Raw genomic sequence first — 23,916 nt, 5'->3', positions numbered from 1 at the left:
TGTTATCGTGAATAAAAGTTTATTTGAATTTAAAGGCATAAGGAGAAAAATATTTGCACATCTTTTAATAACTACGTTGATAATGGGTATAACCAGCATTTACTCTTATTACAATGCCAAGATTGTAATTGACAGGTTAAAATCAATATTTACAGATTACGTCTACTTAAACAATCTCAATAACGATATAAATTCTCTAGAGACAGAAGTGGAAAAATACCTTTCGACGAAATCATCCGATTCACTGCTTAATTACTATACCATTAGCAATAAATTAAGTAATAATGCAGAAGACATGATAAATATAATAACCTATGATAATGATAGTCTGATGCAAAAAGATATTGGTAACATGATAATGAGCTTACTATCAGAAACTGACAAAGCAGTAAATGCGAAAAGAGGCAGAATAAGCAGCGAATATATAGAGTACTTTACTAGAGCAAATAAGATAAATGACTATATAAAGATGTATATTAATAATCTCATATATAACAAGCTTCAAGAAGGCTCAATAAAGTACAATAAAATATCCAAGAACATGATTTTTATCAGTTTTTTAAATATACTCCTAATTTTAACATCTGTTATAGTAAATATCGTTCTTGCTATTATATATACTTACAGGATAACCAGACCAATATCTGAGCTTTCTGATACAGCCGAAAGGATTTCAAAAGGAGATTTTGACATCGAGCCTATAAGAATCAAGACAGATGATGAGGTCAATATATTGGCTGATGCGTTTAATAAAATGGTTACAAACATTAAAAACTATATTGATGAAATAAAGATGCAGGCAAAAGTGGAAAAAAGGCTTAAAGAGCAAGAGATGCAGAATCTAAAGATGAAAAATATATTAAGAGAGTCCGAGTTAAAAGCACTTCAGTCACAGATAAATCCACATTTTTTATTTAATACTTTAAATGCAGCATCACAGATTGCAATGATGGAAGGTGCGGAAAAATCATCAGAGTTTATAGAAAAAGTAGCAGAACTATTCCGATACAACTTGAGAAAGCTAGACAAGCCGGTGACTTTGAAAGAGGAAGTTGATAATGTATTTAACTACATGTATATATTGAAAACAAGATTTGGCGAAAAAGTGGAGTTTCAAACAAGCATAGATGAAAGCCTTTTAAATGTCAAAGTTCCTTGCACGATCATACAGCCTGTTGTTGAAAATGCCTTTATACACGGCATAGAGGAGATAGAAGGGAAAGGTGTTATTCGCATTGAAATAAAAGAAGTCGACGGCAGTATACACATTGATGTCATAGATGATGGAATGGGCATGAATCAGGAAAGCATCAATAAAATTCTTTCTGCGGATGATCCTGACAACGATGAAAATAAGCATGTAACAGGTATTGGAATGCACAATGTAATAAATCGTTTAAGGTTATATTACAATATAGCTGATATCGATGACGTTATTGAGATTGAAAGCCGCATTGGAAATGGTACCAAAGTTACATTGAAGATTCCTATGGGAAGGGGTAGTGCAACGTGATAAAGTTGTTGATTGCTGATGATGAGCATATAGTCCTTGACTCCTTAAAATTTATCATTGAGAATAACTGCCACGATGTAGATGTGATTGGTTTTGCAAAATCGGGAAGAGAAGCAATTGAAAAAGCTGATGCATTGAGGCCTGATGTGATTTTTATGGATATAAGGATGCCAGGCATAGATGGTATAGAAGCCATCAAAAGGATTAAGGAAATCCATAATGACATTGAGTTTGTAATAATAACGGCTTATGACTATTTTAACTATGCAAAAGAAGCTATAAAACTGGATGTAGTTGATTATCTATTGAAACCGATGAATAAAAATAAGGTTATAGATACGGTTCTAAAAGTAAAAAAGATCGTAGAATCAAAGCGGGAAAACATGATTAGGGAGCTTGAGATGAAGGAGAAAATGATAACGATACTGCCGCATCTTGAAAGTGAAATGATATATTCACTGGCATCAGCCACATTTAGGCAGGAAAATATTGATTTCTACGGAAGTATCTTCGATATGAATTTAAATATTGGATATGCTTTAGTGGTTTTATTTGAAAAGGATGATAATGAGAGTCACTTAGACAATTTAGCTGGAAATGTCAAGATGCATGAGACATTTATGTATCTTAAAGAATTTATAAAAAACTTAAGGCCTTGCTTAGCAGGTATCTTGCTTGATAGGATAATTGTATTTGTTCCAGTTGAAAGTGATGAAGATTTATTTACAATTAAAAATACTTCAATAGATTTTGCTGAAAAGATTTTAAAAGAGACACATGGCAAAGAATCAAGCGTCAGGATTGGACATATTTATGGCAAAAGCGAAAGAGCTTGGGGCAGAAGTATTTGTTCAAAATGCCAATAATGATGATGAAGATCAGTTAAAGCAAGTGAAATACCTGCTGGATAAGAAAATTGATGTGCTTGTTATCGTGCCAAATGATCTTAAAAAAGCTTCAGCCGGGGTGGACATGGCCAAAAAGGCAGGCGTTAAGGTAATATCTTATGACAGGCTTGTTTTGAATTCAAATGTGGATTTGTACATTTCATTTGATAACGTAAAAGTCGGAAAGCTTATGGCAGAATATCTGGTAAAAAGGTATCCAAAAGGCAACTACCTTATTATAAATGGCGCAACAAATGACAATAATACAAAGATGATTAAAGAGGGCTATGACAGTGTATTGCTTCCCAAGGTTAAAAGCGGTGATATAAAGATTATAGGTGAAGAGTGGTCCCCTAATTGGATGTCTGAATATGCCTTTGAAGCAACAGAAAAATATATACAAAAGAATTATGGTATAGATGCAATCATTGCCGGCGATGATGGACTGGCTAATGGTATAATCGAATCATTGTCTGAACATAGATTGGCCGGGAAAGTCGCCGTTGTAGCTCAAGATGCAGATCTTGCTGCTTGCCAGAGGATAATAGAAGGCACTCAGCTTATGACTGTATACAAGCCTCTTGACAAGCTTGCGGGAGATGCAGCTAAATTGGCAGTAAAATTGGCAAAAGGAGAAAAGTTAAACGTCAGCAATACAATTTACGATGGGAAATTTACTGTACCGTATTACAAGCTGGAGCCAATTGCTGCTGACAAAAGCAATATTGATGACACAGTCATAAAAGATGGTTTTCACAGCCGTGATGATGTATATAGATATGTAAAGTAAATTAAAAACTATGATTTGAACTTCTTAAGGCCTCAGGCCTTTAATTTTTTGCTTCAAAATAATCCAGATAAAATTTTGAATGAAGCAACTTAAAGCAAAAAAATACATAAAAAGAAAAATTGGTTTAGAGGCGAAATGAAAATGTTTGTAGAATATATAATGCGAAAATAAATAAGAGGAGGATGTACAATGTTAAAATCAAAGAAGCTATTAGCATTTCTGCTTGTCTTTGTATTAGCAGCATCGATAGTATTTGCTGGATGCCAGAGTACAAAGGACAACGGCAGCAGCACTACAACTTCTTCAAATTCATCTAATTCTTCTAGTTCAAACAAATCAACAGATACAACAAAAAAAGTCAAGATAGGCTTTTCTCTACCGACAATGAGGGAAGAAAGATATCAAAAGGATAAAGCTGCATTTGAGGAAGAAGCAAAGAAATTAGGCGCAGAAGTTTTGACACAGGGCGCAAACAATGATGAAAATCTTCAAAACAGCCAGGTAGAAAACCTTATCACACAAGGAATTGATGTGCTAGTTTTAGACCCGCAGAATGCTGAATCTGCAGCTACATTAGTTGATAAAGCGCATCAGGCTGGAATTAAGGTTATATCATACGACAGACTTATTTTAAATTCTGATCCAGATGTGTATATATCTTTTGATAATGAAAAAGTGGGAGAGCTTCAGGGAGAGTATTTAACAAAATTAGTTCCAAAAGGCAACTATTTTGTATTCGCAGGTGCTCCTACAGACAACAACGCAACACTGTTTAAGCAAGGTGCCATGAAATATATTCAACCATTAGCAGATAAAGGCGACATAAAGATAGTATTTGACCAAGCAATAAAGGACTGGGATCCAAATGAAGCGCTTAAATTAGCCGAAAATGCATTAACAGCTAATAAAAACAAGGTTGATGCTATACTTGCTCCAAATGACGGTACAGCAGGTGGCATAATTCAAGCATTAGCAGAGCAAAAACTAGACGGTAAAGTTCCAGTTACAGGGCAAGATGCTGAATTAGCAGCAGCAAAGAGAATAATTGCAGGAACACAGTCCATGACAATATTTAAAGACGTACGCGTACTTGCTAAAAATGCGGCAGATATCGCAGTACAATTAGCACAGGGGAAAGAAGTAAAAGATTTGGCACAGGTTAATAAGACGGTAAATAACAAGAAAATTGATGTTCCGTCACTTCTCTTGACTCCTGTTGTAATTACAAAAGATAACATTGATAAAGAGCTTGTTGACAGTGGATGGTTCAAAAAATCAGACTTGTACGGTAATTAAAAATCATTATTGGGGGTAGGCCTTGCGCCTTCCCCTTTACGACATAGTGCCTTGGAGGTATATTATGAGTGAATATATATTGGAGATGCAAAATATAACAAAAGAGTTTCCAGGGGTTATCGCTCTTAATAATGTCAATCTAAAGGTTAAAAAGGGCGAGATTCATGCATTGTGTGGTGAAAACGGCGCTGGAAAGTCGACACTAATGAAAATATTGAGCGGTGTTTATCCATATGGAACATATTCAGGAAAGATTATTATTGATGGTGAAGAAAAACATTTCAGCAATATTAAAGATAGTGAGAAAAATGGAATAGCTATTATATATCAGGAGCTAACACTTGTAAAATACATGACAGTTGGGCAGAATATTTTCCTTGGCGAAGAACCAGTAAAAAATGGAGTAATTGACTGGTTGGAGGTTTATTCAGAATCAAGCAAAATATTGAATGAGTTGAAGATAGATATAAATCCATATATAAAGGTAATGAATTTAGGTATAGGACATCAGCAGATGGTTGAGATAGCTAAGGCTATTTCAAAAAAAGCTAAAATATTGATTCTTGATGAACCGACATCAGCTCTTACAGAAAGTGAAGCAGAGCATTTACTAGATATATTAAGGGAATTAAAGTCAAAAGGTGTTACATGCATCTATATATCACATAAACTTGAAGAAGTTTTTGATATAGCAGATAGTATAACTGTGCTAAGAGATGGCAAGACCATCACATCTAATAAAAAAGAAAATTTTACTATGAATAAAGTTATATCGTTAATGGTAGGCCGCGAACTTACGCAGCGCTTTCCTAAAGTACAGCATAATGCAGGTGAAGTAGTCCTTGAAGTCAAGGATTACACTGTGTACGATCCTGAAATTCCTAATAAAAAAATAATAGATAATGTGAATTTTTATGTCAAAAGAGGGGAAATTTTAGGCATAGCAGGTCTTATGGGGGCAGGCAGGACGGAGCTTTTCTCAAGCATTTTTGGTGCTTACAAAGGAAGAAAAGAAGGCAAAGTATTTTTAGAGGGCAAGGAGTTAACGATAAATAATCCTAATGAAGCCATAAAAAATGGCATAGCATACCTTTCTGAGGATAGAAAAAGGTACGGACTAGTTACTCTTATGGATGTGCAGGAAAATATTGCACTTTCAAATTACGACCGCATTTCCAAGTTTAGCGTTATAAACAACAATGCAAAAGTGAAGTATGCAGAAAAGTATGTAAATGAACTAAAGATAAAAACGCCATCTCTTGCTCAGAGAGTTGGAAATTTAAGTGGTGGAAACCAGCAGAAAGTCGTTTTGGGCAAGTGGCTCATGTCAGATCCTAAAGTTTTATTTCTTGATGAGCCAACACGAGGCATTGATGTTGGAGCGAAGTTTGAGATATACAATATCATGAATGAGCTTGTTGAGATGGGGGTCTGTGTAGTATTTATTTCATCAGAGCTTCCGGAAATACTTGGCATGTGCGACAGGATACTTGTCATACATGAAGGCAAGATAAACGGTGAATTTTTGATTGAAGAAGCTGACCAAGAAAAAATTATGCACTGTGCAACTGGAGGTAATTAATTATGATACAAAGCAAAGCAAAAAGTGAAGCAATTGAAAAAAGAAGTTTAAATATTGATATAAGAGCGTATACGATGATATTGGCTCTTCTGGGTATATGGGTCATATTTACAGTACTTATGCATGGTGACTTTTTGTCATCTAGGAATTTATCCATGCTGGCAAGGCAAATGTCGATAACAGCAATACTTGCGACAGGTATGGTTCTGGTAATAGTAGCAGGGCATATAGATCTTTCGGTTGGTTCCGTTGCGGGATTTACAGGTGCTGTGGCTGCTATACTGCAGGTAATATACCATTGGAATACGGTACCAACCATTATAATTACACTTTTGGTAGGATTTATCATTGGAACATGGCAGGGCTTCTGGATAGCATATAGGAAAGTACCGGCTTTTATTGTAACACTGAGTTCTATGTTAGTCTTTAGAGGCGGCATATTGCTAATTACAAAAGGTGTGACTATTTCTCCACTACATCAAGATTTTGGTATTATTGGACAGGGATATATTCCGCCATCCCTAAGCATAGCTTTAGGAGTAATTGCATCTTTGGCGTATATAATAATAGACATAAATAATCGCAAATCGCGCATAAAATACGGTCTAAGCGTCCCAAGTTTAAGCATAGAGATTTCTAAAATTATTGGCGTGATTGCATTGATTGCTCTATTTACTGGCGTTATGATTTCATACGAAGGTATACCTGTTCCAGTCCTTATTGTCCTTGTGCTGGTATTAGTTTTGACTTTTGTGGCAAACAACACCACTTTTGGAAGGTATGTTTACGCAATTGGTGGCAATAAAGAGGCAGCAATATATTCAGGAATAAATGTTGTGAAGACAAATATGACTATATTCTTGATAATGGGAATATTGTCAGCTATCGCTGGTATTGTTTTGACGTCAAGATTGAATGCAGCAACAACTAGTGCCGGCAATTTGTTTGAGCTGGATGCAATTGCTTCTGCTATAATTGGTGGTGCAAGCACTTTAGGAGGAGAAGGTACAGTTCCGGGGGCAATACTTGGTGCTCTCATCATGGCCAGTATTGACAATGGTATGAGCCTTATGAACATTGACTATTCAATACTTACAATAGTAAAAGGATTAGTTCTTGTTATTGCTGTATGGGTTGATATATCTACAAAGAAAAGAGGATAAAACAATATATGTATTAAGCGGGTTCATCCCGCTTTTTACTTTTACCAATTTCTTTTAATGAGGAGTTTATAAAATACCTGCATTTTGCTGCTTTAATCTGTCAGAATATTATATTATAATAAAGTTAACAGTTTAATGTAGATGTTGCAATCGCACAGTTGATTTTTGCAAGATTTACACGAATAAAAAGAAATGGGGGAGCAAGGTGAACTACGAGGATAGAGTGGCAAAGCGTGCAAAATCTATAGAGATATCAACCATAAGGTATTTTTTTAATATGGTAAAGGATGTGCCTGGTGCCATATCGCTGACTATCGGAGAGCCTGATTTCGTCACTCCAAGGCACATAATCGATGCAGCGTATGAATCCCTTTTGGAAGGCAAGACAGGCTATACGGTGAATGCGGGACTTATAGAGCTTAGAGAAGAGATATCGAAGTACTTGAAAAGGAATTACAATGTAGGTTACAAGCCTGATGGAGAGATACTTGTAACAATAGGTGCAACAGAAGCTATTTACATTGCATTAAACACGCTTGTAGAAGATGGCGACGAAGTATTAATACCGGAGCCTTCATTTGTGGCATACGATCCGTGTACAAAACTGGCAGGCGGCAAGTCAGTTTTTGTGCCTACGTATGAAGAAGATAATTTTGTCTTAAAAGCTGAGACACTGGAAAAATATATTACTGATAAGTCAAAGGTCTTGGTATTGCCGTATCCAAACAATCCAACAGGAGCGGTGTTGCCATATGAAGAAATGGTTAAATTAGCAGATATAGTGAAAAAATATGATTTACTTGTTGTAACAGATGAGATATATTCAGAACTTGTATACGATGGTTTTAAGCATGTCAGCTTCGCATCGTTGCCAAATATGTGGGAGAGAACTGTTTTAATAAACGGCTTTTCTAAATCATATGCTATGACAGGCTGGAGGCTTGGTTATATCGCGGCACCAGAGTATTTTGTAAAGCACATGACGAAGATACATCAGTACGATGTGACATCGGCATCGACACAGTCACAGTATGCAGGATTAGAAGCCATGAAAAATGGTGAGAATGACATCAAATTTATGAGGGAAAAATATGATGAAAGAAGGAAGTTTTTATACGATAGCTTAATTGATATGGGGTTTGAATGTTTCGAACCTAAAGGCGCATTTTACATATTTCCATCAATCAAGAAGACAGGACTTACATCGGCAGAATTTGCAAAACGGCTTTTATACGAGGCAAAAGTTGCAGTTGTTCCTGGCAGCGCCTTTGGAGAGCATGGAGAAGGTCATGTAAGGATGGCATATGCCACATCATTGGACAATCTGAAAGAGGCAGTAAAAAGGATAGAAAAATTTTTGCGAAATTTTAAATAGTTGGCGAACATGGAACATTAAACATAAGTTCCATGTTTTTTTAATATATTTTAATTATTTTTCACTAATTTCGTCATTTGCCTGCATTTCATTTATGGTATAATATGATGTGGTATAATATTAGTATAACTATTTTTTGAGGGGATATGTTATGGAGAATAATACACAACTTAGGCGAAGTGATAGAAATAAAAAGAAAAAAAATAAGAGCGCTTTAAGGAAGACTCTCAATGTTGTGTTGTGGGGTGTATTGATATTAATTCTGGCAGGTATTGGCGCTGCAGGTGGCAAGGTTTTAGCAATAATTAAAAATACGCCGCCATTATCGCAAGATGCATTGACAAAGATAAAACAGTCATCAATAGTATACGTGAAAAACAGTGATGGAAGTTGGAGCCAAGCAGCTATTTTACATGGCTCTGACAATAGACTTTGGGTATCGATAGATAAAATACCAGAGAATTTGCAAAATGCTGTTGTTGCAATAGAAGATCAGAGATTCTACAAAAATAATTTAGGCATTGATCCTAAGAGGATAATAGGTGCACTTTTGGTTGACTTAAAAGCAGGAGGCAAGCCAATAGAAGGTGCAAGTACTATAACACAGCAGCTTGTAAAAAATACGATGCTGACAGATGAGAAGACATTGACAAGAAAAATACAAGAAGCCGTACTGGCTTGGCAACTTGAACAGAAGTATACTAAAAAACAGATACTTGAAGCATACCTTAATACAATATATTTAGGTGGACCGCATATAAATGCATATGGTGTTCAAGCGGCAGCACTACAGTATTTTGGCAAAGATGTAAGCCAACTGGACCTTGCTGAATCGGCTATGATTGCCGGCATTACTAATAATCCATCCATGTATTCACCTGATTCAAATGTGGAAAAAGCTACAGAGAGGCAGCATCTTGTCTTAAGTGAGATGCTAAAACAGGGATTTATCACACAAGAGCAATATAATAGTGCCATTAATGAAAAGCTTAATTTCGTTTTCAAAAACCTCAATTTGTCGACGTATAGCCATGGCTACTTTATAGATCAGGTCATAAATGATGCTACTGACGCTCTTGTCAAGAAACTTGGCATAACTAAGTCTGAAGCCTTGAATAAAATATACAATGGTGGGCTTAGGATATATTCTACAATGGATCCAAACATTCAGACAATAATGGAAAATGCATTTAAAAATCCTAAGTTGTTCCCTGTTGATCCAACTACAAAAGAGGCTGTGCAGGGAGCAATGGTGGTAATAGACTGGAAGACAGGTGAAATAAAGGGCATTGTAGGTGGCAGAAATACAAATGATTTTAAGTACGTGACCCGTGGCATAAGTTTCGCTGATTCAAAAAGGCAGCCTGGCTCATCTATAAAGCCCTTGACGGTTTATGGGCCTGCTTTACAAAGTGGTCTTACTGCTGCGACAGTTGTAGACGATGTTCCTACGACATTTACACTTCCAGGTGCAAAGCCGTATACACCTCACAATTATGAAAGCAACTATTATCACGGTTTAGTTACGCTTAGAGAAGCAATAACAGATTCTTTGAATGTGCCTGCCGTACAGGTTGTCAATAAAATAGGCATTAATGTTTCAGCAAGCTATGGAAAGAAATTCGGACTTGACATAACGAAAAATGATATGTACCTTCCGGCACTGGCGTTAGGTGGTTTAAGCCAGGGGATAACACCTATTCAGGAAGCTGCTGCTTATGGTGCTATTGCAAACAAAGGCATGTATATAAGCCCTATCACATTTACAAAGATTGAAGATTCAACTGGGAAAATATTGGTTAACAATAAACCTGAGGAACATGTGGTGCTGAGTGAGCAGAATGCATATATATTGAGAAGTATGATGATGGATGTAGTAAATCACGGTACAGGTACAGCAGCAAGGTTGTCAAACATGGACGTGGCTGGAAAGACTGGTACATCTGAAAATTCAGGTAATATATGGTTCTCAGGTTTCACACCATATTATGTTGGAACAGTTTGGATGGGGTATCCATCATCAAATAGAGCTGTAAAAAATTATGGTGTGCCACAGGTTGGCGGAACATTTCCGGCAAAGATGTGGAAAACAGTAATGACTGAGATACATCAGAATCTTCCAGCCAAGCGCTTTACTGATAAACCATCTGGTATAGTGTATGAGACAGTATGCAAAGACTCTGGCGATTTACCGACAAATTTATGCAGACAAGATCCAAGAGGAGACAGAACTTATACAGAAATGTTTGCTGTCGGTACACAGCCAACGAATTATTGCACTGTACATGTGTCTGCAAAGATAAATACTCTGACTGGCAAATTGGCATCTGAATGGACACTGCCATTCCTTGTAAAAGAAAAAGTGTTTATAGATCCTCCAGGCAGAACAGCAAGGCAAAATGCGTACGCTGCTGATGGAAAATATGTTTTGCCGACAGAAGTAGATACAGAAAATCAAATTCAGCCAGGGGATAATCAGAGTGGAAATACTGATCAAAACGGCGATACAACAAATAGTGACAGCAGCAATACTGCACCAGCAAATGGTACAGAGCCCGGAACGACAACTGATAATGGAGGACAAAGCAACGGTTCTAGCAGCACCGATGGACAAAGTACAAACAGCGGAATGAATGGAAATCAAAAGAGCATTAGTGGGCAAACCAATTCCACCCCTAGCCAAAAGGGAATAGGAAATATAATAAACTCAATAATTGGCAATTAGGATTAAAAAAAGATGGCTATAACTAAGATGTAGCCGTCTTTTTTTAATTTTATCTTGTGTATATGTTTAAATTCATCCAGACATGCATATAGATATGAAATGAGGGAAAAATTATTGAAGGAATATTGGCATTCTTGTAGAAATATATAAGCAGGGGGCGTTAATAATGAAAAGTATTGATTATCTAAAAAAGCTTTCAAAATTTGAGCATCGTGGCTCGGCAACAAAAAATGAGAGAAAGGCTGCTGACTACATTGCTAATGAGCTTGAAGGTATGGGATACGAGGTGGTTAAGCAGGAATTTAAAACAACTCGTGACAATCTGTATATTTTGCCTCTTCAGTTTGGTATCCTCCTATTTATAATGGGCGCTGCATCATTTTTCTATGATAAATTTCTAAACGCATTAGAATTGATTATCTCCTTAATTTCGATAGGATTCTTGATTTTAGAACTAAGTGGAAAATCTTTTGAGACAAGCATAATGCCTAAACATAGCTCAAAAAACGTCATCACTAAATTTGAAAAAAGCGATAAAAAGAAGATAATTGTATCTGCACATATAGATACTCAAAAAGGAAGCTTGATGTTTAGCCCTAAAATCGTTGACAAACTGAAAATGATATATAATATCGGCTATTTGGGATTTGCACTGATACCTGTCGGCATAGTCTTTGGGCTGCTTCATCTTTATCTAATTTCATATATCGTTCTTGGAATTGGCCTTTTAATAACGTTTGCCATGATCGTATTTTTGCTGACATGCGAAATAGGTGGGAAATACACAAATGGTGCCAATGACAATGGTTCAGGAACATCCCTGGCTTTGGCAATAGCAGATTATTACATCAATAATAAAGAAAATTTTCCAGATGATGTTGAAGTGATTTTTCTCTTTACTGGAAGCGAGGAGACAGGAGAAAGGGGGATGAAATATTTCTTAAAAAGATATAAGAAGTTACTAAACAAAGATACACAGTTTATTGTGTTGGATAATCTTGGAGCTGGCAAGTTGACGTACCTTGAGGGAGAAGGAATGATATTCTATAAAAAAGCAGGTGAAATGCTCATAGATGTAGCTGATGAGATGAGGAAAGAATATCCTAATGGAGTAGTGCAGAAGATGAAAAATCTCCTTTTGCCCACTGACGCACTGCCTGTACTGGCTAATGGTTTTTGCGGTATAACGTTTATATCTATGGATGACAATGGCAGGATAAAAAATTATCACTGGTTCACAGATACTATAGACAACATAGATTCTAAATTATTGAGATATGAAGAGAGCTTTTTGATAGAATATGTTTTAAGAGTTTCAAAGAGGATAAGCAGCCAAATCAAGGAGGAAGCATTAAAAGTAGAGTAGGAGAATTCACTCCTACTCCTTTGCTTTATTAAAGTAGTTTTTCAGTATGAATATGAGTAATATGCCTATAATACCGCCTAATATAGCTGTTATAAGCTGCGGAAGTGTAAAAGCTGCAACGATCTTTTGCGGTACGTTGACATTAAACCAAGTCAGAATATATTTTACTGAAGCTGCCAGCCACAAGTATTTTACAACTGCACCTATCATCATACCTATTATGTTGTTTTTAACGGCTGAGAATAGTATTACGTACAGTGCATTTCCCATCATTATAAAAGGTATAAGTATAGGAAAATTCATGAGTCCGACTAGGAAAGCGATGATTGGTGTCAAAAGGCCTATTGATACACCTGACCAATTTCCGACAAAGTATGCAGAGATTATAAGCATCGCATTTACGATTGAGCCCGTTATAAGCTGCGGCATCTTGATAAACTGCACTATGATTGTAATTGCCAACAAGATAGCTGTCCGTGTTATGAATTTTGCATCAAACTTAAATGATGTAGCATTGTTTGCCATTGTAACACCTCCTATCATTCATTTATCAACTATATTTTACCATTGAAAATTAATTTTGTTAAGCAAATATCAATTGGAGTTTGTAATATCAAATAAGATGAATCTTGTAGATCATGTAAATGTGCTGTATACACGGGCTACAGCAAATCTTATGGCAGATGACCCTGTACGCCAGTGGTAAATTGCTTATTGATTATTGCATTTATACGATATTTGTAATAAAATACTATGTAAGTGTATATAGTAAATGCAATGATATGGAGTATTAGGATAAGATGTGTAAAAGAGAGCCTTTGTAAGGTGTGAAAAGGTACCATCGATTCTGAACTCGCCATTGAGCATGCATATCAAAAGTATGCACGGGAAGACCGTTATATAGTATAAGTGGGCTTATGTCAATAAGAGTGGTACCACGGAAGGTATGGCCTTTCGTCTCTTTTAGATGAAAGGTTTTTTTAATACTTAAAAATTTGATAGGAGTGAGATAATGACGTATTCAAGAGACATTGATAGAAAGTGGCAAAAGAAGTGGGAGGAGACGGAGTTATACAAGTTCAATCCTCAGAATATGGATAAAAAGCTTTACTGTCTTGAGATGTTTTCGTATCCATCTGGTGCAAAGCTTCATGCAGGACACTGGTATAACTACGGGCCTGCCGATTCATGGGCTAGGATGAAAAGGATGCAGGGTTATGAAGTTTTTCACCCTATGGGATTTGATGCATTTGGACTACCTGCAGAAAACTATGCCATAAAGACAGGCATACATCCTCAAGATTCGACGCTTCAAAACATAAAGACGATGGAAAGACAGCTTAAAGAGATGGGTGCCACATTTGACTGGGATTATGAGGTTATAACTTGTTTGCCAGACTACTACAAGTGGACACAGTGGGTATTTCTCCAACTGTACAAAAAAGGACTTGCATATAGAAAGAAAGCGCCTGTAAATTGGTGCCCCAGTTGCAAGACAGTCCTTGCAAATGAGCAGGTTGTGGAAGGAACTTGTGAAAGATGCGGGAGTGAAGTAACTAAGAAAGACTTGACGCAGTGGTTTTTAAAGATAACTGATTATGCAGAGGAGCTTTTAGAGAAGCTTGACGAGCTTGATTGGCCTGAAAAGACAAAGATGATGCAGAGAAATTGGATAGGAAAATCAGACGGCGCTGAAATAGAGTTTAAAGTTGACGGCAAAGACATATCGTTTAAAGTTTTTACAACAAGGGCAGATACCCTTTATGGTGTTACGTATGTTGTTTTGGCTCCAGAGAATGAAATTGTAGATCAAATTACAACTGATAAGTACAGAAGAAATGTAGAGGAATATAAGGAGTATGCAAGAAAGCAAAGCGAGATAGAGAGGCTTTCGACGGAAAAAGAGAAGACAGGCGTATTTACGGGAGCGTATGCTATTCATCCTATAACTGGAGAAAAACTTCCTATATGGATATCTGATTACGTACTTGCTACATACGGGACAGGCTGTGTTATGGCGGTTCCAGCCCATGACGAGAGGGACTACATGTTTGCAAAAAAGTACGATTTACCGATGAAGAGGGTTATAAAGGGAAGAGATGGAGTAGACGATTCTTTGCCATTTGTTGAATACGGCATTCTCGTAGATAGCGGAGATTTTACAGGAAGCAAATCTGAAGATGCAAGGATAGAAATAGTGAAGATGCTAGAGAAGGAAGGCAAGGGAAGCCTTAAAGTAAATTACAGGCTTAGGGACTGGCTTGTATCAAGACAAAGGTATTGGGGTGCTCCAATTCCAATAATTCATTGCGAGAAATGCGGTTTGGTACCTGTGCCTGAAGAAGACCTTCCGGTTCTTTTGCCGTATAATGTTGAATTTTCTCCAGACGGTGAGTCGCCGCTTAAAAAATCTGAGGAATTTATGAATACCACATGCCCTAAATGCGGCGGCAAGGCATTGAGAGATCCTGATACACTTGACACATTTGTTGATTCATCGTGGTATTTCCTAAGGTATCCTGACAACAAAAATGACAAAGAGCCTTTCAATAAAGAATTAATAGACAAAATGTTGCCTGTAGATAAGTATATCGGCGGTGCCGAGCACGCATGCATGCATCTTTTATACGCCAGATTTGTTACTAAGGCGTTGAGAGACTTAGGGTATCTTGATTTTGATGAGCCTTTTAAATCGCTGATACATCAGGGAATAATTTTAGGGCCTGATGGAAATAAAATGAGCAAATCAAGAGGCAATACAATATCCCCTGATGAATACATCAATGAATACGGCTCAGATGTATTTAGAATGTACTTGATGTTTGGATTTGCCTTTACGGAAGGTGGTCCATGGAATGATGACGGTATAAAGGCGATGTCGCGTTTCATATCGAGAATTGAAAGGCTTATAGATAAATTCACAGAAGACAAAGGTAAATCAGGTAAGAATGAAATTTCTAAAGATGAAAAAGAACTTAATTATGTAAGAAATTATACAATAAAAAGCGTGACAGACGATGCTGAGAAGTTTCAGTTTAATACTGCTATAGCAAGGATAATGGAACTTGTAAATGCCCTTTATAAATACGATGGAGAAGTTGAGAATAAGAATATGAAACTATATGAAGAAACCATTGCAGATCTTATAAGGGTTTTAGCACCATTTGCTCCTCATTTCTCAGAAGAAATGTGGGAGAGAATGGGATACAGCTACTCAGTGTTCAATCAAAAGTGGCCAGAGTATGATGATAAGGCTTTGGTAAAGGATACTATTGAGATTGCAATTCAGGTTAACGGCAAAGTAAGAGGGCGCCTTGAAATTCCGTCAGGTGCAACTGAAAAAGAAATTCAAGATAAAGCTCTAGTAGTTGAAAGCATTAAGCAATTTATAGAAGGTAAAGAGATTAAAAAGGTGGTTGTTGTAAAAAACAGGCTTGTGAATATAGTTGTAAAATAGGCAGTAAAGAACTGCCTATTTTTTAGTCTTTTTTGTCCACACCGTTTCCAGCGTCAACTTCATCTATAATTTCATCTCTCATGCCGTGGATGCTTTCAAGCCTGTGGCGATTTTTTTCTTTAATTCTCGCTATTTCTTCCGATGAAAGCTCTTCAGCATGCAGTTTTAAGTAGTCTTCTGCTTCTCTATAATTTTCTATTGTATCATGAATCATATCCTGTAATTTACCGACATTATCAGAACGATCGTCCGGCTTTGGAGGATTTTTGTAACGATCTTTTTCATCTGCCATTATTATCACACTCCTAAAAAGTATTTTTCAAAATTATTTTTAACTTTTATGTTGATTATATGTATTGAAATAATTAGAAAAGATGATGACGATTATAGTATAATAAGTTATAGACAAAATGATAAAAGAGGTGCTGAAAATGTATAGAGTGGAGAAGTATATGGATAAATTTGAAACGTATAGGCTTTACGATTTAAAAAACAATTCGTTTTTTGAAGTCGTGCCAGATCGTGGAGGAGTTATAACTAGATTTGTATATAGTGGAAATGAGATTTTATATCTTGACAAAGAAACACTGTATGATACGACGAAAAATTTAAGAGGAGGAATACCAATCCTTTTTCCTATTTGTGGGTACCTAAAAGATGAGAAATATACAATAGATGGCAGAGAGTACAATATGAAACAGCATGGTATTGCAAGGCTTTATAAATGGTGCGTAGTTAAGACAAGTGTTGATGATTCTGCGTCAATAACATTAAAGTTTACAAGCAGCAGCGAGACAAGGGAAATATATCCTTTCGATTTTGAGCTTATTTTTACATATATTCTCAAAAACGGAATGCTGACAATAGAACAACAATATATAAATATGTCAGAGAAGAATATGATATTTTACTCTGGATTTCACCCGTATTTTTATATTGAGAATAAGGACGATGCTTTAATATTTGTTGATTCAGATGTATGCTACGATGCAATAGATAAAAAACAGCTTATTTTCAATGGTAAGATTGACTCTAAAAAGCCTGAAGTAAATCTTATTTTTGAGTCGAAATCAAATGAGTGTCATGCAGTTGATAAAAAAAGGAATATGAAGATTACTCTTAAATACGATGAAGTGTTTAAATACGTAGTTGTATGGTCATTACATGATAAGGAGTTTATATGCATTGAGCCTTGGATGGCTAAGCCCGACTCCATGAACACAAAAGAAGATATTAAAATTTTAAAGCCTGGTGAGGATCTAAAAACTGTATTTAGCATAAGTGCGTCTATGGAATAATATTTATGGTATTTTTTAAATATATTCAGTAGTCAATGCTACATTAGCATTATGCTTCACTTAAGCGCAATATAATCTATGAGTATTAAAAGTTCATTTATAACTGCATTTTTAGTTCAATTCAGCGTACTAATGCGTTAAGTGCAATAAATGTTTAATTATTAAAATAAATTAATAATATTAATAATTTATTTTAAATTATTATTCATGTGATGGTATAATTTTTATAAATTTTAAATGGGGGGAATACATGTGAGGAAATTTTTGATTTATTTTCTTGTGCTTACTTTTTTAGCGGCAAGCGTTTTGACTGGCTGCGGCAACAATGGAAGCAATTCATCAACTGCCCAGAGTAAGTCAAATTCAACTAAGCAGGTTTTGCATCTAAATCTTGGTGATGAGCCACCGTTGCTTGATCCTGCAAAATCAACTGATGGTGTGTCTTTTCAGATACTAAATTCAGTGTTAGAAGGTCTGGTGAGGCTTGGAGCTGATGAAAAGCCTAAGGAGGGTTCAGGTCTTGCTAAAAGCTGGGAAGTATCTAATGATGGATTGACTTATATTTTTCATTTGAAGGACAATATAAAATGGAGCGATGGAAATCCTATAACAGCATATGATTTTGAATATTCATGGAAGAGGGCATTGGATCCTAAAACTGCATCTCAATATGCATACATAATGTATCCTATAAAGAATGCAGAAGCGTATAATTCAGGTAAGGCAAGTGCCGACTCAGTTGGTGTAAAGGCATTAGATGATAAGACTCTTAAGGTTGAGCTTCAGGAGCCGACGCCGTATTTTTTGAGTTTGACTTCGTTTATTACCTATTTACCGCTTGAAAAATCATTTGTAGAAAAGGAAGGAGATAAATTAGCATCAAGCCCTTCTGATTTAGTGTACAGTGGTCCGTTTGTTCTTAAAACATGGAATCATGAGCAAAATATAGTTCTTGTCAAAAATGACAATTACTGGGATAAAAATAATGTGAAATTAAGTGAGATCGATTTTGGCATGGTAAAAGATTTGAATACAGTAGCACAGGGTTATGATTCAGGCCAATATGATGAAATCAATATAAGTGGTGATTTCGTGCCAAAGTACAAAGATCAGGTTAAAGTGCATCCAAACGGTTTTACGTATTTTCTTGGGTTTAACACTTTGAATCCGGTTTTCAAAAATGCAAATATCAGGAAGGCATTTACACTTGCTATAGATAGGAAGTCTTTTACGGAGAATGTTTTGAAGGATGGTTCTATCCCTGCATATGCTTTTGTGCCTAATGGCATCACAGGATTGAATGGAGACTTTAGGAAGGAAGCCGGTGAAGCTTTATTTAAAGAAGATGTAAATGAGGCGAAAAGCCTTCTTAAAAAGGGAATGAAAGAGCTCAACATAACAAAACTTCCTAAGATAACTTTACTGGCAGATGATACAGATGTTGCAAAGAAGGAAGCCCAGGCAATTCAGCAATTTTGGAAAAATAATCTTGGCGTAGATGTAACTATCCAGAACGTGTCATACAAGATAAGGCTTCAGATGTTTTCTAAACAGCAGTACGATGTCTGCTTGACAAGATGGGGCGCTGACTACAACGATCCTATGACATTTTTAGATTTATGGACTACAAATGCAGGCAATAACAATGTAAAGTACTCAAATCCGAAATACGATGAGCTGATAAAAGAGGCAAAATCTACAAATGATAATGCGGTCCGCATGGAGAAAATGAAAGAAGCTGAGAAAATTTTGATGGATGATATGCCTGTTGGACCTTTATTCTATTCTGCAACAGCTTATGTTCAGAGAGACTATGTAAAAGGATGGGTAAGGCATTCTGTCGGTGTTGACAGCGATTGGAAGTGGACCTATATAGAAAATCATTAAAGCATTAAAGGCATTCCATATTATGGAATGCCTTTAATGTTTACGTTTCTTTTTTCATAATTTCTATATATTAGATAGCCTATTATCAAAAACAAAAGCGTTCCGCCAACTAATTTAACTTCGTACCACAAGAGATTTCCTAATTCCATCCCTGCAGGAGGAATTATTGCTAAGACGATTGAAAATGATACGACTAACAATCCAATGCCTCCTACTAGCCATGCACCAAAATTTCCAAAAGGTATTTTATACAATCTTTTTACATCCGGTCTTTTGTATCTTAGAACAATTAATGCAGAAAACATTACAAGGTATGGTATAAAATATAGTATTGATGTCATGGCAGACAGCAGCCAGTAAGCAGATTCTACAGTCGGTGTTGAAAAAGCCATCAGTATCAGTAAACTTACAATGACGGCTTGTGTTATCATGGCATTTACAGGTGTGCCGTATTTATCATGAGATTTCGTAAAAAATGGCGGCATTATGCCTTTTGAACTAGTGAAAATCATGTTTATCGGTCCTATTATCCATGCATTTATTCCGCCTATCCCTCCTATAAATATCAAAAATGCTGCAATGCCAATCATGTATTTTAAACCCATCTTATTAAATATTATTTGTATTGCTTGCATGATTCCTGTGGCTAAACCTATTTCCTTTGGAGGAACTATAAAAGTTATTGAAATAGTGCCAAGGATGTAAAGGGCTGGTATGATCATTGCAGACAAAAGTATAGCGCGAGGAAACGCCCTTTCAGGATTTTCTGTCCTCTCAGCTAATGTCGGCGCCAGTTCAAGTCCAGCGAACGCAAATATCATGGATGAGAAAAAGACAATATTGCTTAGACTTGATAGGTTAGGAAGCAGCGATGGAGCAGTATAAACTGTCTGAATTTTTTGATGCAATCCTGTAACCCAGTATATTGAAAAACCAATAAGCAGTATACCGGGTATTATTGTCCCGAAAAGACCGCCGGCATTTGAGAGCCATTTACTTATATTAAGGCCATTTACATTTATCAATGTAATTATCCAGAAAAGTATGAATATAAATATCGAAACAAAACGGTCATTTTCTGCAAGCTTTGGATTAACCATATATGCAGCGGTGCTGGCTATATAAATTAGCATAGATGGATAGTATACTACGTTAGTAAGCCAATAGGACCATGATGTTAAAAAGCCGTATTTTTCACCAAACGCTTCTTTTGCCCAGACATATAAACCGCCTTCATAAGGCCATCCTGTAGACAACTCTGAAACTGTGAGACCTTGCGGTATGAAAAATAAAATTGAAGCTAAAAGCCATAATATTATCGATGATGGACCGTATTTCGCAGCAAGTGGAAGCCATCTCAAACCGATAATTGCGACTACATTCATAAGGACAATATCACGCACTTTAAGTATCTTTTGTTTTTCCACAGATTTGCCTCCTTAAAATTTTTTAATTAGCAAAATTATTTTATCATACAAAAGCATCTATGTATATGTTTTGCATAAAAAAGAATTTTATAAAATCAACATATTTAAAATTTTAATTTGTACTTCAGTTAAGGTAATGTTTAGATTAGAAATACAATGATATCCAAAGGAATATGAAATATTCAATCAGAATGAATCCATACTTTAAACTGGAGGGATATAAGTGGCGTACAAAATGCATTATTTGAAGAATATAAAAATTAAAGTGTTTTGATGTGTATTGTAATATGATATAATAACCTCGTAGGAGGTATTTTTTATGAAAAGGATTGATAAAGTTTACGAGAAACTAAGGGATATCTGCTTAAAACAGTTAAAAAATGACGGTAAGATATCAGGATGCTCGGCAATAGATTTAGCAAAAGAACTAAGCATTCACAGGTCAAATGCTTCCAGCGATTTAAACAAATTATTTAAAGACGGGAAAGTCAGTAAAATTGAAGGGAAACCTGTCTTATACTGCATAAAATCAGATGAGTTAAATAAAAATATTAATCCAATTGAGACAGATGCTTTTAGTAGAGTCATAGGCTCAAATTTAAGCTTAAAAAATGCAGTACAACAGGCAAAAGCAGCAATTATGTATCCGCCACATGGCCTTCATACTCTTTTATTAGGAGAAACAGGGACAGGCAAATCAATGCTTGCAGAGACAATGTATGAATACGCTAAAGAGATAGGAAGGCTTAAGACAAATGCACCGTTTATAACGTTTAATTGCGCTGATTATGCCAACAATCCGCAGCTTCTCATGGCGCAGCTATTTGGAGTGAAAAAAGGGGCGTACACCGGTGCAGATAAAGATAAGATAGGAATAGTAGAAAAAGCGGATAAGGGGATATTATTTCTTGATGAAGTCCATAGGCTGCCACCAGAAGGGCAAGAAATGTTGTTTTACTTAATCGACAAAGGGATGTTTAGACGCTTAGGCGAAACCGATATACAGCATAAAGTAGATGTGCTTATAATATGTGCTACAACCGAAAATGTAGAATCAATACTTCTTAAAACTTTTACCAGGCGCATTCCTATGATGATAAATTTACCATCTTTAAAAGAAAGAACTTACGAAGAAAGATTCGAAATAATAAAAAATTTTATGATAGATGAAGCATCCGTTATCAAAAATGACATTTTTATCACATCAAATGCATTAAAAGCATTTTTGCTTTACGATTGTCCCAACAACATCGGTCAGCTGAAGAGCGACATTAAGCTTTGCGCAGCGAAGGCATATCTAGGGTTTATGATGAATAGGGATAAAGAAGTTGTAATACACACAGAGGATCTTCCACAGTATATAAAAAGAGGACTTTTTAAGTATAAAGAAGAGAAAGATAAAATTGATAAATTTATAAAGGACGACAAAATAAGGTTTTCTACAGAACAAAAAGCAATCATTCCATCAGAAGATAATAAGGCGTTTAATTTTTATGAGGCGTTGGAAGAGAAAAGAAGGTCTTTAGAAGAAAAGGGCATAAGTGAGAATGATATAAAACTTATTATGAGTCTCGATATTGAAACATATTTAAAAAGATATATTAACGAAGCCAAAAGATATAATTTGGAAGAGCTTTATAAAGTTGTCGACAAGAGAATTGTCGATATTGTGGATAATTTTCTGAATCATGCAAGAAAAATATTAAAGAGGGATTTCAGTGAAAAGACACTGTACGGACTTTCTATGCATGTTGCAAGCTCTATTGAGAGGATATTAAGTGGAAAGAAAATAGAAAATCATCAATTAGATGATATAAAAAGGATATACAAAGATGAGTTTGAAGTTTCTAAAGAGCTTAAAAAATTGATAGAGAGAGAATTTGATATAGATGTTCCTGAAGATGAAGTAGGCTTCATAACCATGTTCTTGTGTCTTGATATTAAACAAGAGAAAGACGACGAAAAAGTAAGTGTAATAGTGGCAATGCACGGTGAATCGACAGCTACGTCTATAGCAGATGTTTCAAATAGATTGTTGGGAGAAAATTTTGTTGTAGGGTACAATATGCCACTTGACCAGAAACCTGAAATTGCACTTAATAACCTATGTGATTTAATTAAGAAGACAAATAAAGGAAAAGGCGTGCTGTTATTAGTAGACATGGGCTCATTGGTATTCTTTGGTGATATGATCTACGAGGAAACAGGTATTCCAGTTAAGACAGTTGAAATGGCATCTACGCCTATGGTATTAGAGGCTGGAAGAAAAGCCTTATTAAATGCATCACTTGATGAAGTGTACGATTCTGCATTGAATTTAAGTCCTTATATTGGAAGAATATATAAAGACAATTTTGAGATACAAAATGGTTTTAAAAATGACGTCATAATAACTGCATGCATTACAGGTGAAGGTACGGCATTAAAATTAAAATCCATTTTAGAAAAAAAACTTGATTTAAAATCAGCAGGAATTGATATCATACCTCTAAATATAGAGGATAAAAGAGAATTTAAGAGAAAGCTGCAAAATATAAAAACAGAGAAAAACATATTAGCTGTAGTAAGCGCTTTTGACCCAGGCGATGATACACTTAAATACATTTCAACTACTGATATATTTGACAATCGAAAATTAAGCTCTTTAAAGGCTATGATTGATTCAAGAGACGCACTGGACACCATAAACAACATGAAAGAGATAATCGCAGAAAACGTAGATATTGATGCAGATAAATACATCAAAGCTTTTAAAGAATTTTACCTAAACATCGCGGAAAACAAAGTAAGCCTCGACAACGACAAAATAATCGGGCTAATACTGCATCTGGCTTGTGCAATAGAACGTGTATTAAAAGGTGGAGAATTAATACGGATTAAAAATTGCAAATCCATCATAGAAAAAAACACATCAAAATACGAAATGATAAAAACCGCCGTAAAACCAGTAAACGAAGCCTTTAATGTGACTTTATCAGATGACGAATATGTCAGCATAATGATGATAATCTATTCACTTTAATACACATATGTGTATTGATTACGGTTACAAGCGATACAGATTGATACTGTTAAATTAATCATAGTTCATATACAAAATAAATCAGCAATATGAAAATACTCATTTAAGTGGCATGAGATTTGCATAGA

General features: G+C 35.7%; 17 protein-coding genes and 1 other annotated feature. Of the genes, 14 read left to right on the top strand and 3 right to left on the bottom strand.

Translation table 11 applies throughout. The features are described 5' to 3' along the window. Positions 1–7: 7 nt before the first annotated feature. The 9 genes from TTHE_RS11810 (at position 8) to TTHE_RS11770 (ending at position 12,697) form a co-directional block, all read left to right on the top strand. Complete coding sequence (locus tag TTHE_RS11810; RefSeq protein WP_013298797.1) at positions 8–1,513, top strand: sensor histidine kinase; 1,506 nt, start codon at positions 8–10, stop codon at positions 1,511–1,513. Beyond that, positions 1,510–2,379 carry a response regulator gene (locus tag TTHE_RS11805; RefSeq protein WP_013298796.1) on the top strand — a complete coding sequence of 290 codons (870 nt, stop codon included), beginning with the start codon at positions 1,510–1,512 and terminating at the stop codon, positions 2,377–2,379. Before TTHE_RS11810 ends, TTHE_RS11805 begins: the two co-directional genes overlap by 4 nt. Next, positions 2,291–3,190, top strand: a complete 900-nt coding sequence (locus TTHE_RS11800) for a sugar ABC transporter substrate-binding protein (protein WP_081441853.1) — start codon at positions 2,291–2,293, stop codon at positions 3,188–3,190. Before TTHE_RS11805 ends, TTHE_RS11800 begins: the two co-directional genes overlap by 89 nt. Before the next feature lie 189 nt (positions 3,191–3,379). Beyond that, positions 3,380–4,486 carry a sugar ABC transporter substrate-binding protein gene (locus TTHE_RS11795; protein WP_013298794.1) on the top strand — a complete coding sequence of 369 codons (1,107 nt, stop codon included), beginning with the start codon at positions 3,380–3,382 and terminating at the stop codon, positions 4,484–4,486. Between the two features lie 64 nt (positions 4,487–4,550). Then, positions 4,551–6,068, top strand: a complete 1,518-nt coding sequence (locus TTHE_RS11790; RefSeq protein ID WP_013298793.1) for a xylose ABC transporter ATP-binding protein — start codon at positions 4,551–4,553, stop codon at positions 6,066–6,068. 2 nt (positions 6,069–6,070) lie between these two features. Continuing rightward, entirely contained in the window at positions 6,071–7,231 is a 1,161-nt protein-coding gene (locus TTHE_RS11785; RefSeq protein ID WP_013298792.1) for a sugar ABC transporter permease, read from the top strand. A gap of 205 nt (positions 7,232–7,436) precedes the next feature. Then, positions 7,437–8,606, top strand: a complete 1,170-nt coding sequence (locus tag TTHE_RS11780) for a pyridoxal phosphate-dependent aminotransferase (RefSeq protein WP_013298791.1) — start codon at positions 7,437–7,439, stop codon at positions 8,604–8,606. Between the two features lie 151 nt (positions 8,607–8,757). Further along, a complete protein-coding gene (locus TTHE_RS11775) occupies positions 8,758–11,331 on the top strand; it encodes a transglycosylase domain-containing protein (RefSeq protein WP_013298790.1) in 2,574 nt (857 codons plus the stop codon). A gap of 166 nt (positions 11,332–11,497) precedes the next feature. Beyond that, entirely contained in the window at positions 11,498–12,697 is a 1,200-nt protein-coding gene (locus tag TTHE_RS11770) for a M28 family peptidase (protein WP_013298789.1), read from the top strand. A gap of 12 nt (positions 12,698–12,709) precedes the next feature. On the opposite strand, the gene TTHE_RS11765 is transcribed toward TTHE_RS11770, so the two are convergent. Next, positions 12,710–13,222 carry an ECF transporter S component gene (locus TTHE_RS11765; protein ID WP_013298788.1) on the bottom strand — a complete coding sequence of 171 codons (513 nt, stop codon included), beginning with the start codon at positions 13,220–13,222 and terminating at the stop codon, positions 12,710–12,712. A gap of 55 nt (positions 13,223–13,277) precedes the next feature. On the opposite strand from TTHE_RS11765, the gene TTHE_RS14695 reads away from it, so the two are divergent. Further along, positions 13,278–13,403: a YjgB family protein gene (locus tag TTHE_RS14695; protein WP_225624638.1), complete on the top strand. Its 126-nt coding sequence runs from the start codon at positions 13,278–13,280 to the stop codon at positions 13,401–13,403. Positions 13,404–13,465: 62 nt separating this feature from the next. Continuing rightward, positions 13,466–13,662 (top strand) — a binding site (T-box leader). A 47-nt stretch (positions 13,663–13,709) separates the two neighbouring features. Continuing rightward, positions 13,710–16,154 (top strand): leucine--tRNA ligase, encoded by a 2,445-nt coding sequence (leuS, locus tag TTHE_RS11760; protein ID WP_013298787.1) that lies wholly within the window; start codon positions 13,710–13,712, stop codon positions 16,152–16,154. 22 nt (positions 16,155–16,176) lie between these two features. On the opposite strand, the gene tlp is transcribed toward leuS, so the two are convergent. Then, on the bottom strand, positions 16,177–16,446 hold the full coding sequence (gene tlp, locus TTHE_RS11755) for a small acid-soluble spore protein Tlp (RefSeq protein WP_013298786.1): 270 nt from the start codon (positions 16,444–16,446) through the stop codon (positions 16,177–16,179). 160 nt (positions 16,447–16,606) lie between these two features. Here tlp and TTHE_RS11750 point away from each other — a divergent pair, with 160 nt between their 5' ends. Next, positions 16,607–17,452 carry an aldose epimerase family protein gene (locus TTHE_RS11750; RefSeq protein ID WP_231292657.1) on the top strand — a complete coding sequence of 282 codons (846 nt, stop codon included), beginning with the start codon at positions 16,607–16,609 and terminating at the stop codon, positions 17,450–17,452. A gap of 252 nt (positions 17,453–17,704) precedes the next feature. Further along, positions 17,705–19,339 carry a peptide ABC transporter substrate-binding protein gene (locus TTHE_RS11745; RefSeq protein WP_013298784.1) on the top strand — a complete coding sequence of 545 codons (1,635 nt, stop codon included), beginning with the start codon at positions 17,705–17,707 and terminating at the stop codon, positions 19,337–19,339. Between the two features lie 20 nt (positions 19,340–19,359). On the opposite strand, the gene TTHE_RS11740 is transcribed toward TTHE_RS11745, so the two are convergent. Further along, positions 19,360–20,766, bottom strand: a complete 1,407-nt coding sequence (locus TTHE_RS11740) for an APC family permease (RefSeq protein ID WP_013298783.1) — start codon at positions 20,764–20,766, stop codon at positions 19,360–19,362. A gap of 319 nt (positions 20,767–21,085) precedes the next feature. Here TTHE_RS11740 and TTHE_RS11735 point away from each other — a divergent pair, with 319 nt between their 5' ends. Further along, positions 21,086–23,788: a sigma-54-dependent transcriptional regulator gene (locus TTHE_RS11735; protein ID WP_013298782.1), complete on the top strand. Its 2,703-nt coding sequence runs from the start codon at positions 21,086–21,088 to the stop codon at positions 23,786–23,788. Positions 23,789–23,916: the final 128 nt, after the last annotated feature.

Source organism: Thermoanaerobacterium thermosaccharolyticum DSM 571 (assembly GCF_000145615.1).
GTDB lineage: Bacteria > Bacillota > Thermoanaerobacteria > Thermoanaerobacterales > Thermoanaerobacteraceae > Thermoanaerobacterium > Thermoanaerobacterium thermosaccharolyticum.
This window is presented reverse-complemented; position numbering and strand designations above follow the sequence as displayed.

What these genes read in the sequence shown, in the direction of transcription:
- TTHE_RS11800 (WP_081441853.1), top strand. Translation starts at nt 2,291, where the DNA reads ATGGCAAAGAATCAAGCGTCAGGATTGGACATATTTATGGCAAAAGCG.
- TTHE_RS11795 (WP_013298794.1), top strand. Translation starts at nt 3,380, where the DNA reads ATGTTAAAATCAAAGAAGCTATTAGCATTTCTGCTTGTCTTTGTATTA.
- TTHE_RS11790 (WP_013298793.1), top strand. Translation starts at nt 4,551, where the DNA reads ATGAGTGAATATATATTGGAGATGCAAAATATAACAAAAGAGTTTCCA.
- TTHE_RS11785 (WP_013298792.1), top strand. Translation starts at nt 6,071, where the DNA reads ATGATACAAAGCAAAGCAAAAAGTGAAGCAATTGAAAAAAGAAGTTTA.
- TTHE_RS11775 (WP_013298790.1), top strand. Translation starts at nt 8,758, where the DNA reads ATGGAGAATAATACACAACTTAGGCGAAGTGATAGAAATAAAAAGAAA.
- TTHE_RS11770 (WP_013298789.1), top strand. Translation starts at nt 11,498, where the DNA reads ATGAAAAGTATTGATTATCTAAAAAAGCTTTCAAAATTTGAGCATCGT.
- TTHE_RS11765 (WP_013298788.1), bottom strand. Translation starts at nt 13,222, where the DNA reads ATGGCAAACAATGCTACATCATTTAAGTTTGATGCAAAATTCATAACA.
- leuS (WP_013298787.1), top strand. Translation starts at nt 13,710, where the DNA reads ATGACGTATTCAAGAGACATTGATAGAAAGTGGCAAAAGAAGTGGGAG.
- tlp (WP_013298786.1), bottom strand. Translation starts at nt 16,446, where the DNA reads ATGGCAGATGAAAAAGATCGTTACAAAAATCCTCCAAAGCCGGACGAT.
- TTHE_RS11750 (WP_231292657.1), top strand. Translation starts at nt 16,607, where the DNA reads ATGGATAAATTTGAAACGTATAGGCTTTACGATTTAAAAAACAATTCG.
- TTHE_RS11735 (WP_013298782.1), top strand. Translation starts at nt 21,086, where the DNA reads ATGAAAAGGATTGATAAAGTTTACGAGAAACTAAGGGATATCTGCTTA.